Here is a 13656-nt window from a genome sequence, read left to right as displayed (position 1 = left end):
CAATTAAATGGAGAAAGCCAAAATTAGTGCTAGTCAATTATTTATTTTAATGGAACTATTTGAATTGGGCAGTGCTTTATTGGTACCTCTTGCCATAGACGCAAAACAGGATGCTTGGTTGGCGATTTTGCTTGGTATGCTAGGTAGCCTGGTTCTATTTTTAGTCTATCATAAACTGTACACCTATTATCCCGACCTCTTACCTACAGAGTACATGCAAAAGCTCTTAGGCAAAGGTCTTGGAACGATCCTTGCCGTTATCTATATTCTTTACTTTATGTATGATGCTTCAAGGGTTCTACGTGATTTTGGTGAAATGTTGTTAACCTTTGCCTATACCGATACGCCTTTATTTATAGCGAATGCCTTATTAATGCTGGTCATTATTTATACCATTCGACAAGGAATTGAGGTTATTGCTCGATCAGGAGAGCTCCTGTTTATTTTTATGTATGCCCTGGCGATTGTTGGATTTACTCTGATTGTTTCTTCAGGTTTAATCGACGTTACACGCTTAAAGCCTGTGCTTGAAGAAGGCTTGTTACCAGTCCTAAAAGTGGCAGTGACTCAAACCCTGTATTTCCCTTTTACTGAAGCAATTGCGTTTACAATGATTTTTCCCTATTTGAAAAATCCCAAAAGAGCTAAGGTAACCATACTGTCTGTAATCGGATTAAGTGGCATCAATTTGGCTCTTACCATGATGATTAATGTGAGTGTGCTAGGCGTAGATTTGACAGCACGTTCACAGTTTCCTCTTCTTAGTACGGTACAAGCTATTCAAGTCGCTGATTTCTTAGAACGACTTGATGTATTTTTTATGCTTGCTTTAGTAATTGGTATTTTCTTTAAAATTAGTGTGTTATTTTATGCAGCTGTCATAGGAACAGCTAACTTATTTAAGATTAAATCACCTTCAAGACTTTCGTATCCGTTGGGGCTAGTCGTTCTATTTATGTCTATCACGATTGCGAGAAATTTCCAAGAACATCTCCATGAAGGAATTCGAATAGTACCATTAGTTCTGCAAATGCCTCTCTTCACAATTATCCCTCTTTTGCTTCTCCTTATTGCTTTCTTCAAAAATAGGAGTAAGCCGTAAAAAGAAATATTTTATGTATAGTAGTGCTTGAGGATGAAGCAATTATTAAGATCTGTTGAATTACTAGAGGTAAGTATTTATTAATAAAGATTTAAAATATTTGAGGTGATTTTTATTTATAGTTGGGTTTATGATCATTTTATTAACACAATTCTATTTCCTCTTACTTGTATAATGACGATAGCCATTCTATTAAGTATATATGCGTACTTTAAGTTAAGAAAAGCAAATAACCAATAACTTCTAGTTAATAAGATAGCCTTCATAAGGAGGTAATTGTCTAGTGGAAAAAGCAAAAATTAGTGGAAGTCAACTATTTACCTTAATGATGCTGTTTGAATTTGGAAGTGCTTTTCTTCTCCCTGTTGCTATAGAAGCGAAGCAAGATGCTTGGCTATCCATTATGTTCGGAATGATAGGGGGAGGTCTCCTATTTTTAATCTACTATCAGCTGTATCGTTACTATCCTGACCTATTACTTGTAGAATTCATCCCAAAAATTATGGGGAAATGGATTGGTCGTTTCTTTTCATTTCTTTATATTTTCTATTTCGCAAACCTTGCTGCCAGAGTCATTCGGGATTTTGGAGACATGTTATTGACATTTGCCTATCCCGATACTCCCTTATTTATTGTCAATGCCTTATTAATGTTTGTTGTTATCTATACCGTTAGCAAAGGAATCGAAGTCTTGGCAAGGTCTAGTCAGCTTCTGTTTATGTTAATCTATCTGTTTGCCATTTCTGGATTCATTCTTATTGTATGTTCTGGTTTAATTGACTTGGATAATTTACAACCTGTATTAGAAGAAGGAATTGGTTTACCTTTAAAAATTGCTTTGACTCAAAATATATATTTTCCATTTGGTGAAATGGTTGTGTTTTTGATAATTTTACCTTATGTAAAAAATATGAATAAAGGAATTGGTTTAAGCGCTATTGGATTAACAGGGATCAATTTAATGATTACTATGCTAATAAATGTGAGTGTATTAGGTGTAAGTCTTACCGCACGTTCACAATTTCCTCTTTTAAGTACGGTTCAGAGTATTCAAGTAGCTGATTTTTTAGAGCGTCTTGACGTGTTTTTTATGCTTGCAGCCGTTATTGGAGGATTTATTAGGATAAGCGTGTTTTTTTATGCTGTTGTGATAGGTACAACAAATTTATTTAAGATTAAATCTTCATCTAGCTTATGCTACCCCTTAGGGTTTGTTATTCTCCTCTATTCCCTGTCGCTAGCCAATAATTATGAGGAACTTGTACAAGAGGGGATTAAAACACTACCGTTTTATCTAGATATCCCACTTCAAGTCATAGTGCCTCTATTGCTTCTTATTGTGGCTTTCTTTAGAAATAGAGCCAGGATTAAGAAATCTGAGTCCACTCTAGTAGAATGAAAAATGTACAAGTTTATCTGCCAAATCAAGCTTTCATGTAATGATTTAAACTTATTTATATAGGAGGTTTTAGTATTTTCTTAAAAGTTCCTAATGAATTTCTATAAAATTCACTCTATCACCCCCTAATAACAATTCATCATTTATTCCTATTTTCTATACAAATATTTAAGGTTGTTAAATGCTTACATATCATGTTATTCTATATATCAACCTAATCATTTAATCGAGTTTAAAAAAATCATCACTTTGTAAAGAAGGCATTGCTATTATATAGTAATGCCCTCTTTACATTTAAACATATTATGTGATGTTCAAAATATATTTTCTGAAAATTCTTTATAATAAATTATAATAATGCCATCCTTAACTTCCAACGCATTACATGCTAGTCTTATGTGTCCTAATGTATAAAGGAACAAAGCACCTCTTCTTTAGCCATCAAAAGAAGAGGTGCTTTGTTTTAGAGAAATTAATACTTGAAGATACATATTATGATTTTTTATTTACTATAGATAGCTTTAGTAGAATAAGTTGTACAATTGATTTATAAATTATAAATATAGGAAGGCTTTTCGAGTGAAAAAAAGGAGGTTATAATAGATGACCCAAACTACTATTCCCAGAGCTGCTGTGCGTGGTACAGCAGTTGGAGCTATCTTTATGGCATTTTTCGGGACCCTTTGGGCAGGAATTGGAATTAGAGGCATGCAGGGGTGGGAATTTCTTGTACTTATTATCCTGTCTCTCTGATTGGAGCCCTATTATTTATCGGTGCAATTGCATTATAAAGAAGTCTAGTCAATTATCTAACGAAGTAATCAAAAAGAATAGGGAGCAGTGGAGAAAAAAGAGTATATGGTTCGGTATTATTTTTAGTTTAGAAGGTCTTTTGATTGCTATGGCTTCTTATATTTGTGCATCTACTAATCACTTAGATTTGTTTGTGCCTATTATGGCCCTTATTGTCGGTGCTCATTTTTTTCCTCTGGCATCGCTATTTCAAGTACCAATTTATTATATTACAGGGATACTCCTGTGCTTACTAGCAACGCTTGTCATGTTAACTTTTCCTGTAAAAACAATAATAAGCAATCATCACATTATGACCTGGTGGGTATCTGTAGGTTTTGGCTCAGCTTTAATATTATGGGGAACTGGGGTAATAGTTTGCCTTAGAGGATTTAAGCTGCTCAGTATAGCCCAGAATGGGGCCGAGAATGATAAGTTATCTACCCGATTATAATGTACTTTTTGCTATTGATAATTGGCACTATGTATCCATCTTTATAAAGTAGAATGAACATTTTATTAAGTTGGCTTTTTTAAATGTATTATTTGTGATAGTGTACATTATCACAAATAATACAAATCTTTTTTTATAAAGACGAGCATATGTATAAAAAGCTGCATACTCCGGAAAAAGGGTCCTTGGCAGAACCGTTTCTGCAACAAGTGCTCTTTTTGGTGTGTTTCAGAAGCGTGTTTATGTAACAGAACACTTTATATCATCTACAATATAAAAAGAAAGACCACTTGGCCTATTTAATGGTTCTTCTTTTGCAGTTATTCCACCAGTTTGCAATGAATGACTCTTTACTTAGCTCTAACAATAAAAGCATAAAATTAGTTATAATTATAGAGAGAATTAAGGAGAATGTATACTATATACTGAACTTACATAATGTCGGGTTACATAAATAAAGGAGGTCACAGAGGGCCATTCAGTGACCTCCTTTATTTACGCTTTTTGTTTACGTTGTTTGACAAAATGAATATTCCAGTAAATTAAAATCGCAATAATGATATACTGTACAATAGGAGAAATGACTAAAGCTTTAGAGATAGGGAACTCATACACAATGACAACTTTCACCAACGCTTCTATTATCAGTCCGATACCCCAAACAGCTGCCATTATTCGTATAAAGTGACGGAATGATACCTCTTCCTCCCACCGTTTTGTAATCACAGATTTTTTTGAAGTAAACCTCATCGCGAAATAATAGATCATTGGTTTTGGTGCTAATAAAGAAAATAAGAAGACAAGTCCCATTATACCTGTCACATACGATTCTCTTAACAGAATAAAACGTTCATCTCCTCCAATCCACGCTGCCACTATGCTAAGAACAATTCCTAAAAAAATAAAAGAAGAGAACATATCCAACTTTTTATCCTTTATGAGATGATAAAGTGTATCCACTAATGGTACACAAGCTGCTAAAGATAGTGCAATAATACTTGTCATATGCGTTTTTAAAACAGTATAGATTAAATAGAGTAAAATAATATTGAAGAGGACACTTACAATTATTTCAACTTTTCTTCTTTTCATTCTCTACATCCTCCTTTCATTCTTTCAATATGGTTTATTGAACCTTCCACAACTTTCGCAAGAGCTAGGAGTAAAAGGAACATGTAAAAATATATTCGACATAGAAGAAGTTTACTTCTTTATAGAACAATAAGATTTCTAGAGTGCTGAAATTCGCATTGAGTAACCAAGTTATCGATAAAACAAAAGTTCATTTCCTCAGAGAGCGTTTCTCTGAGGAAATGAACTTTTATTTTACATATAACGGATCAATCAATACAAATTTCAGTGCTTTAGAAACTTTTATTTTCTTGCAATATTCCCAAAACATATTCTTATTATCGTCATCATATCTCTAATTACTAATTAGGAATTTATTATTTTTCTGTCTCCATAAATGGTGTTAAATTATATAGCTACGACATTAATGGCACAGTAAATAAGAAATTTATGAATTTGTCTGATGATGAAAAGTTAAATGTTATATTGGAGATTTTCGATAAAACATCTCAGGTAACGAATTCACATAGCCTTATTGAATGTGGGAAAAATCAATATTGTACAATAAATGAAATTAAACTATCTTATCATTTCCTTATTTTTGTTTAACATTGGATGAATAGAGTAAATTTTCTAATGATCATCTAAAAATGAGGCGGAGATAGAATGAAAAAAGCGAAACAAGCTGCTGTGGCTTCTGCATTAGGGTTAGCTGTGTTAGCGACACCCCTAACTCTACCGTCTTTAGGAGATGATACTGGTTCTGCACAAGCAGCAGAGGTTGGAGGAGAAGTCACCGTTGATCCTGTAGCGATTGGACAGGCTATTGATGACGCAAAAAAATCAGCTGATAACCGAAGTGGATTCGTCAAGGGAGCGATGGAAAAAGCATTCTTTGAATCGGGTCAGCAATATAATGTAATGGTGATGAATTTGAGTCAAGGTTATAATTCAGATCAATTACAAGGTGTACAATACTTTGATACCGTAGATTACGATGGTATTACGTATGGAGTCTGGATATTTGAAGAAGGAACATTTATTAATGAAGGTGATGGAGGCTATGATAACTGGGCCTTTAGAGGATGGTTTGAACGCACAGGAGATGACGAGAAAACCGTCAATTTTCATAGACCTTAATTTAATATAAAGATGAAGATAGTAAAAGAATCTATTAGAGCAAATAATAAGAAGAGCCTTCACCTTGATGGTAAAGGCTCTTCTTGTTAAATAAGTTTTTACCATGTAATATCACAAACATGATTGTTTTTGTGACGGGTGCCTGGGGCTGTAGAAGTCACTACTATACGAGTAATAATTGCATTGAATGGTATCTATACTATTTTTACAAATACTAAATAGATGATAGTATAAAGAATCATAAGCTAAATCTAATATAGAAGAGGTGATGAAAATCATAACAAAAGATGTAACTCAATCTACGCTCGCAAAAGAATTTGTTGCTTTACCTACGCCGTGTAATGATGTTGTCTACTATCCTGCTAAGTTGGCTGACTTAGCAACTGAAGAAAGATACACAGTTTTCCAAACTCTTAGTCAAAAAAGTGGCCTAGCTTATCTCGCTGTTACCCAGCCTGGTACAGCTAAGATTGTACTAGCAGGATCTAAAGATTTCATAAATGAAGTATATCAAGCCATTCCTTGGTCTCATTATGAAATAGCAGATGAAGATAACAAGTTCGATTACAAAGAATCCCTTTCATTGCAAGCTTTAGAAGATTATTTTACTTATCTTAAAGAACAGTAATACATCTTATGGATACAACTATTGATGATTAAAAAGACCCTCTACCTTATTAGAGGGTCTTTTAGACTAAACTAGTAAAGAGTGCTAGTTGGCAGGCACCTTTTATTAAATAAAAAATCACTGTAAAGATGATTTGAATTCACTATGATCGTGTAAGCGAAGAACCTCACGTAGCAGTTCTATTTGCTGATACATTCTTTCTTTCGTTAAAGGATCTGTACAGGTAGGATAATCTTTAGTTAAATTTGAAAGATCCCTCGTAAATAATAGCACTTCATATTTATCTAGCATAAACAGCCCTCTTTTCTCACAAGCAGTTTATAACAATACAATATATTTTATATATACCCTTAGGAAAAAATGACTAACTATTCGTTGTTATCCAAATTACTACAATTATTTCACTGAAAAAGTAGTAGGATAGATATAATTAAGTTCACTGAAAATGTAGAGGTGAAGTTTGTATGTATTTTGGGGACTATATCTATCATCTTTTAGCTCTTAGTGGAGGCGTGCTAGTAGGTGGAGTTATAAGTTGGGCCACTACGAACATCTTGAAGACTAAAAAATATAGAGATAATTGAAATGGATAATACAATAAAAACTACCTCGATACAGAATGCTCCAACAAGCGAGGTAGTTTTTATCAGGATTGACAATTATAAAGTACCAAAATATAACCGCAAGTAAATCGTAACATGTTTTACTCGTAAAGACTATTTTTCACCATACAAACATATGATAAATGGTGCCCTTCTTATACATGGATCTTTCATACACCTATGAAGAAGCCGTTAGCATAATAAAGATGTATAAAAAGCTGCATACTCCGGAAAAAGAATCCTTAGTAGAACCGGTCAGTCCCCGTTCTACTTTAAGGGTTCTTTTTTGCATACGAATAAATTAGATGGACAACGAATTTAAATATAAAGTTTATAAAATGGCCTATAAAGTTAAAAAAGCACAAACCACTATATATGGTTTGTGCTTTTTTGGCTAAGGAATAACAATAAGAAAAGATTGTCTAATAACATGGTAACAATTTAACGCTTTAAAGTAAAACTTGAAGTCATTTATTTTATTGTACTCGGGAACATCAATAATTTTGTGTTAATACGAATATTCCTCAATATAAAGAGATAATTAGTTATTAATTAATCAATCAATAGAGTATGCCTAAATGATAGTTGAGGAGAGGGTTGATTTTACTGTATAATTTAACTATCATATAGACTTGTCTTTTAATTATTGATTTTGAGGAGGTTTTTTATGATTTTTGGGTATGCACGTGTTTCAGCCTTTGATCAACTTTTAGATTCGCAGATTGAACAATTGAGAGAGGCAAACGTCGATCGAATTGTACAAGAAAAAGTATCTGGTATTCACCATCAAAAAGAAGAATTAACACAATTGCTTGATCAATTAGTAAAAGGTGACACGTTGATGGTGACAAGAATGGATCGTCTAGGAAGAAATACGAAACAATTATTGGAACTTATTGAAGAATTAGAGGCACGAGGTATTCATTTAGTGATTTTAAATTTAGGTATCGATACACGAACACCTTCAGGAAAATTCATCTTAACAGTTATGTCAGCATTTAGTGAGCTTGATCGGACAATGATTAAAGAAAAGCAACAAGCTGGAATTGCCATTGCAAAAAGAAAAGGTATATATAAAGGAAAGAAACAGAAATTTACGTTAAAGCATGATGGAGTAAGGCATGCTATCGAACTACATGAAACCACTAATAAGCCTGTAAAGGAAATCTGTAAAATCACAAATATAAGTGAAGCTACTTTTTATCGCCGGTGAAAAGAATATCAGAAACTAAAAAATGCGGTGTCTACGGGAGAATAGTAGAAAGAATTTTATTTTTCACTACATAAACAGCTATCTATAGTCGATTAAAGTAAAGAGGATTAACTATTTAGTTGTAATATAGTGGATGGTCACTATAAAATAGAGTATTAAGCTTAAAACAAACGGTAAATGATAAAAAGTATTTATGTAAGGAGGTACTATGATGAAAAAGTCTATAGCAGTTCTGCCAGAAGAGTGGATGAAACTAGTAAAAGATGCAATGAATTCAAATGTGAGTAAAGAAGAATTTAAACAGTTTCTAGAAGCAAAATCTTAAGATAACACGGTAATAAAAAACATTAGATAGCGTGCCTATCTAATGTTTTTTATTATCACTAGGTTTGTTTATTATCTAAGAATGCTTTTACTTCTTTAACCGATAACCCTACTTCCTTAGCCTCTTGGATAAGTCTAATCCATTCTTGGTCTAAATGTGACGTTATTACTTCTTTTTTACTGTCCATAAACATAAATTCCTCCAGATTTTCAGGAGGCTCAGCTGTCATAGTCAATTGACTTTAGACCTGTAGCTTTGCGTCCTAGCTTTTCAACTAGTTTGCCTTTATCTGAATGTGTATATTTATATAAAATATTACTACATAATGGATGTCGAAGTATGCCGAAATGAGTATTCCTATAATTATTTTCTGAATTAAACAACTATTTCTAACTCCAAAAATAATGCTGAGAGTTATCAGCTAGGAAGAGACGTAAACCAAGCGTACAATAAGGCCTTGTATTTTTAATAAGTCTAACAAGGCTTGTTTTTTAGATTAAATAGAGGTTTTATCATTCGTTTTTTTACCGTATAAAAAGGTGTGCTTTTTGACAGTAGACACTCCATCAAAAATAGGGAATATTTTTGTTGACACGGATTTATCCTAATGTTAGGGTAAATGCGATAATTTCAAAAACAGCTAATAATCATACCATTATATTTGTTAATATTTTTGAAATGTTAGGTTTCAATTTTAATTCATTCATTTAACTTATAGGAGGAACAATAATGGAAGTCAAAATCATTCATACAAGTGAACAGGCAAAAGGTGAATTTGATGGTGGCAAGATTATAGAACAAAAACCCATTGGGTTTTCTGGTGAAGGATCTGTTATCAGTCGACTTGGTCCTTTATTCTACTGGGCATGGGGGCAAGCAAAAGGAGCAGGTGGAATTGGCGAACACCCTCATCAAGGGTTTGAAATTTTAACCTATATCCTGTCAGGTAAAGGTTTTCATAAAGATTCACTAGGAAACCAAAGCGAGGTTGACGCTGGAGGTGTACAACTTATGCAAACAGGGTCAGGCATGTGGCATGCTGAAGGATCAGATGGCCCTGCAGAAATGTTTCAAATATGGCTTGAACCATATTTAAATGATGCAATCAAGCGTACACCAAACTATTCAAAATATAAAAACGAGGAATTTCCTGTCATTCAAGGAGAGGGTGTAACCATTAAAACTATACTTGGAACTGATTCGCCAATTAATCTGATAACAGATGCCTTTATGTACGATATAGAAATTTCTAATAGCTCAAGTTATCAGCTTACACTTACTCCAAATCGAACCATTGCAGGACTAGCTATAAGAGGTGATGGAGGCAAGATTGTGCAGCAAGAGCTCTCTTTTGATAAAAAAGATTTTATTATTATTCAATCTGAGAAAACTGAAACCATTACAATCAAGCCTAAGGGAGATAGTCTTCGCATTGTGTTTATAGAAATTCCAACTCAAGTCGAGTATCCATTGTATCCAAAAGATAGATAGTTTCTGTTTTTGATTCCAACTTCAAAGAGGTGTAAATTGCATGGATTATAAACAAGAGAAGAGCCAATTAGATTTAAGGCTATTTCGAATCTGGATGAAAGCAAATAAGGCTGTATTTGAAAATATTCGGAAGGATATAGAAAGTTATAGTATCAGCCCTGAAAATTTTATGGTACTTGAATTGCTTTATAACAAAGGTGCTCATCCTATTCAAAAAATCAGTGAAACGCTATCTATTCCAAGTGGAAGCATTACTTACGTCGTGAATAAGCTTGAAAAGCAGGGACTTGTAGAAAGAAAACCAAATCCAAACGATAAGAGGGCGTTTAATGTCACTTTGACTGAAAACGGAGAAGTTTTGTTTAGTGAAATGTTTGCCCAGCACGTTACAACAATCTCAGAAAATTTTTCATTTGTAAGCAATGAAGAGAAAGAACAACTGGTAGGTTTATTAAAGAAAATAGGAATTGGTGCACAAAGTTTACAAAAATAAAAGACAAAGATTAAGAGGAGAAATGATAAATGAAATGGGTTTTACGTATTATTCAAGGATTACTTGTAGTTGGCTTTTTCGCTTTTGGTACAATGAAACTTACAGGAAATCCTATGCAAGTTCACACATTTGAAGGTTTTGGTTATCCATTAGGATTGATGTATTTTGTAGGTATTTGTGAAATTGTAGGGGCTATTGGACTTTTGGTTGGTTTCTGGAAGTCAAGAATTGCTTTATTAGCTTCTGGGGGACTTACTTTACTGATGGCTGGCGCTGTATTTTCACATTTTAAAGCTGGTCAAGGTATAAATGTAATGATGCCTGCCTTAATCTTCTTTGCCCTAAGTCTCTTTGTTTTGATTAGAATAAGGAAAGTTGAATAATAAATATGAAACAGACATATTTATTGTTGTAATTAAACGTATAGTTACAGTTGCAAAATGGTTAAAAAAGCGAATCAATACTAAAAAATAGAGCTAATCGACAATGTTCGATTAGCTTTTTTTATCATGGGGAAATTAGCCCTTATTTAAGAATGGAGCGTGTTTATAGAGTAACAAAAAAATCTAATTTCTTAATTTTATGCTGAGAAATTGAACTTTTCAATAGTTTTCTTAACGTTGTAAATATGCGTTTTGCTGGCGGTACCCCTACATGAACTTGAATAACTTCTCTAAACAGGAGCCATACTAATCTCATGCTAAGAAAGAAGGAGGATGTATCAATGGCACTTGTACCATATGATCCATTTAGACAACTATCTAATATGAGAAAAGATTTTGAACGCTTCTTTTCTGATTTCCCTTCCACTCTGGGGACAGAAACAAATTTTGGAGAAATTCGAGTAGATGTCCATGAAACAGAGAATGAAGTTGTGGTTACTTGTGATATTCCAGGGCTGCAAAGTAAAGAAGATGTCAATGTTACAGTGGAAAACAATACACTAAGTATTAGTGGATCTACCACTCGAACAAATGAAGTCAAAGAGGAAAATATGCATCGAAAAGAACGTTTTTTAGGCCGTTTTCATCGTTCTGTGCATCTTCCAAGTTCTGTCTCTAACGAAGGGACAAAAGCATCTTATAAAAATGGAGTTCTAGAAGTTAGAATGCCTAAATTAGCAAAAGATGAAACAAAAAAAATTGATGTGGACTTTCATTAAAAAAGTAAAAGGAGCCAAAAGTGGCTCCTCTTTTTATTAAATTAAAGCGTTTTTTAAACATTTGTGACTGCTAAATAAAAGTGGCTCTTTCTCACTTTTGGTGAAGGTGCTTTATAGATGATATAGTGAAATAAAAAGGAGCGAATCTCAACATGCCTTTTTCTTCTTTCACTAATATAGAATGCTTACGAGTTATACAAGAAGATCAATCTTATATGTATCTAGTAAAATCTAAACATTCCTCTTGTATATGTCCGTCTTGTCATACTCTATCTCACCGTATTCATAGCCAATATGTTCGATCCCTTCAGGATGTACCGGCGTATGGTAAAACAACATATATAAAGATACAAACACGTAAGTTTTTTTGCGATGACTGTAGTTGCCCACAAGCTATTTTTACAGAAAGATTTACGTGGTTAGGGACCTATCAACGCAAAACCAAACGTTTACAAGAGATGTTAAAGTCAATCGCACTATCTACGAGCTGCAAAGTAGCATCTCGGCTGTCTAAGCATCTAGGTATTGTAACCAGTCATCATACGCTTTTACGCCTGCTTCATAAATTGAAGCTGCCTTCTTATGAACCGCCGGTTCATATTGGGATTGATGACTTTGCATTTAAGAAGCGTTGTCGTTACGGTACGATTATTATCAATCAAGAAACCCGAAGACCCATCGCTATTTTAAATGGGAGAGATAAAGAAACAGTCGTAAAATGGCTCGAACAGCATCCAACGATTCAAACGGTGACTCGTGATGGTTCTTTCACATACGCTAAGGCTATCTCTCAAGCGCTGCCTCATGCTTATCAGATTACGGACCGTTGGCATATTCTGAAAGGTTTATTTACAGCAATTCGAGAGACCTTACAACAATCTTTTCCATCTATATGGAGAAAAACAGAATATAAAAATCCTACAACAGAACCACTTATTATCCGCAAGACAGATGTTCAACGCCATCAGTATGCTGAGCAAGTTTGGCAACGCGCCTTAGAAGTGAAAGAGTGGAAAGAAAAAGGGAAATCCATTGCTTGGATTTCGCGTCAAATGCATATTTCACGTAATACAGTCTATAAAGATTTAAGACGCAAGAAAAAAGAGCCTATTAGTCGTGTAAGACTATTAGATCCATTCCTAAATCAATTACGTCAATGGAACCTATCTGGGTGGACGACGAGTCGTATGGAGGCAGAACTTAAAAAGATAGGCTATACAGGATGTCGCTCTACTTTAAATGAAGCCGTTTCGAGAATTCGTCATGAATATAGAGCCAGTGCCACAACGCATTCTTTGTCTAGAGCTTCCCTACTGTGGAAAATATGGAGTGAAAAGAATAGAAACTGGTTAGATTCATTACCTTCGGCATGTTTAAAAGAGTTTCCATTAATACCACAATTATTTGAAGTGACACGTAAATTTAGAAACATCGTGAGTAAACGTAGTAATCAAGGCATACCTGGTTGGATTGAAACATGTAAAATGTATTCGTTTCCAGCTCTCGATACCTTTATAACCTATATAGAAAAAGATTTACAAGGGGTAATGGCTGCTTGTGTTGATCCTTTAAGTAATGGGCTATCTGAAGGACATATACATCGTGTGAAGATGTTAAAACGTATGATGTATGGTCGGGCAAGTGATGAGCTGTTGAAAAAACGAGTGCTCATACCATTATTATAGGTAGAGTTGTTTTTCTGAAAAAATAATGCATGTCTTTGACATATAGCGACGTTTACCTTCACCAAAAGTGAGAAAGAGCCATGCTATTTTAGCAGTCAC

The 13656-nt window shown here is 33.9% G+C and carries 16 protein-coding genes and 1 riboswitch; of the genes, 13 read left to right on the top strand and 3 right to left on the bottom strand.

Annotated elements, in window-relative coordinates:
* Positions 1-7 precede the first annotated feature (7 nt).
* From BG04_RS28375 to BG04_RS28365, 4 genes are all read left to right on the top strand, one after another.
* The gene (locus tag BG04_RS28375; RefSeq protein WP_034655590.1) at positions 8-1102 is read left to right on the top strand and encodes a GerAB/ArcD/ProY family transporter; all 1095 of its coding nucleotides are present in this window, start codon (positions 8-10) and stop codon (positions 1100-1102) included.
* A 283-nt stretch (positions 1103-1385) separates the two neighbouring features.
* Positions 1386-2501: a GerAB/ArcD/ProY family transporter gene (locus BG04_RS28370; RefSeq protein ID WP_034655593.1), complete on the top strand. Its 1116-nt coding sequence runs from the start codon at positions 1386-1388 to the stop codon at positions 2499-2501.
* A gap of 603 nt (positions 2502-3104) precedes the next feature.
* Positions 3105-3254, top strand: coding sequence for a hypothetical protein (locus BG04_RS31585; RefSeq protein ID WP_163081940.1), 150 nt, complete (start codon positions 3105-3107; stop codon positions 3252-3254).
* On the top strand, positions 3229-3747 hold the full coding sequence (locus BG04_RS28365) for a DUF7010 family protein (RefSeq protein ID WP_230586627.1): 519 nt from the start codon (positions 3229-3231) through the stop codon (positions 3745-3747). Before BG04_RS31585 ends, BG04_RS28365 begins: the two co-directional genes overlap by 26 nt.
* Positions 3748-4242: 495 nt before the next feature.
* Here the strand turns inward: BG04_RS28365 and BG04_RS28360 are convergent, their stop codons facing one another.
* Positions 4243-4839 carry a VC0807 family protein gene (locus tag BG04_RS28360; RefSeq protein WP_034655595.1) on the bottom strand — a complete coding sequence of 199 codons (597 nt, stop codon included), beginning with the start codon at positions 4837-4839 and terminating at the stop codon, positions 4243-4245.
* 645 nt (positions 4840-5484) lie between these two features.
* Here BG04_RS28360 and BG04_RS28355 point away from each other — a divergent pair.
* Together BG04_RS28355 and BG04_RS28350 are read left to right on the top strand one after the other, a co-directional pair.
* Complete coding sequence (locus tag BG04_RS28355; protein WP_034655598.1) at positions 5485-5958, top strand: hypothetical protein; 474 nt, start codon at positions 5485-5487, stop codon at positions 5956-5958.
* A gap of 268 nt (positions 5959-6226) precedes the next feature.
* Complete coding sequence (locus BG04_RS28350) at positions 6227-6586, top strand: hypothetical protein (RefSeq protein WP_034655823.1); 360 nt, start codon at positions 6227-6229, stop codon at positions 6584-6586.
* Between the two features lie 117 nt (positions 6587-6703).
* Here the strand turns inward: BG04_RS28350 and BG04_RS30710 are convergent, their stop codons facing one another.
* Positions 6704-6877: a hypothetical protein gene (locus tag BG04_RS30710; protein ID WP_155276319.1), complete on the bottom strand. Its 174-nt coding sequence runs from the start codon at positions 6875-6877 to the stop codon at positions 6704-6706.
* Positions 6878-7855: 978 nt separating this feature from the next.
* Between BG04_RS30710 and BG04_RS28345 the strand changes: the two genes are divergently transcribed.
* Positions 7856-8401: a recombinase family protein gene (locus BG04_RS28345; protein WP_034655821.1), complete on the top strand. Its 546-nt coding sequence runs from the start codon at positions 7856-7858 to the stop codon at positions 8399-8401.
* Between the two features lie 208 nt (positions 8402-8609).
* Positions 8610-8726, top strand: a complete 117-nt coding sequence (locus tag BG04_RS30145) for an anti-repressor SinI family protein (RefSeq protein ID WP_234943553.1) — start codon at positions 8610-8612, stop codon at positions 8724-8726.
* Positions 8727-8784: 58 nt separating this feature from the next.
* Here BG04_RS30145 and BG04_RS30140 read toward each other — a convergent pair whose 3' ends face one another.
* Positions 8785-8919 carry an anti-repressor SinI family protein gene (locus tag BG04_RS30140; RefSeq protein ID WP_080743138.1) on the bottom strand — a complete coding sequence of 45 codons (135 nt, stop codon included), beginning with the start codon at positions 8917-8919 and terminating at the stop codon, positions 8785-8787.
* A 16-nt stretch (positions 8920-8935) separates the two neighbouring features.
* Positions 8936-9020: riboswitch (cyclic di-GMP riboswitch) on the bottom strand.
* 435 nt (positions 9021-9455) lie between these two features.
* On the opposite strand from BG04_RS30140, the gene BG04_RS28340 reads away from it, so the two are divergent.
* The 5 genes from BG04_RS28340 to BG04_RS28320 all read left to right on the top strand — a co-directional run bounded on the left by BG04_RS28340 (position 9456) and on the right by BG04_RS28320 (position 13557).
* The gene (locus tag BG04_RS28340) at positions 9456-10217 is read left to right on the top strand and encodes a pirin family protein (protein WP_034655818.1); all 762 of its coding nucleotides are present in this window, start codon (positions 9456-9458) and stop codon (positions 10215-10217) included.
* A 40-nt stretch (positions 10218-10257) separates the two neighbouring features.
* Positions 10258-10710, top strand: a complete 453-nt coding sequence (locus BG04_RS28335; RefSeq protein WP_034655815.1) for a MarR family winged helix-turn-helix transcriptional regulator — start codon at positions 10258-10260, stop codon at positions 10708-10710.
* Between the two features lie 29 nt (positions 10711-10739).
* Positions 10740-11093 carry a DoxX family protein gene (locus tag BG04_RS28330; RefSeq protein ID WP_034655812.1) on the top strand — a complete coding sequence of 118 codons (354 nt, stop codon included), beginning with the start codon at positions 10740-10742 and terminating at the stop codon, positions 11091-11093.
* A gap of 341 nt (positions 11094-11434) precedes the next feature.
* A complete protein-coding gene (locus tag BG04_RS28325; RefSeq protein WP_034655810.1) occupies positions 11435-11872 on the top strand; it encodes an Hsp20/alpha crystallin family protein in 438 nt (145 codons plus the stop codon).
* A gap of 152 nt (positions 11873-12024) precedes the next feature.
* Positions 12025-13557 (top strand): ISL3 family transposase, encoded by a 1533-nt coding sequence (locus BG04_RS28320; protein ID WP_034650889.1) that lies wholly within the window; start codon positions 12025-12027, stop codon positions 13555-13557.
* Positions 13558-13656: the final 99 nt, after the last annotated feature.

Origin of the sequence: Priestia megaterium NBRC 15308 = ATCC 14581, from assembly GCF_000832985.1 — a bacterium.
Lineage (GTDB): Bacteria > Bacillota > Bacilli > Bacillales > Bacillaceae_H > Priestia > Priestia megaterium.
The sequence above is the reverse complement of the archived record's forward strand: the minus strand, read 5'-3'. Positions and strand labels throughout refer to the sequence as shown.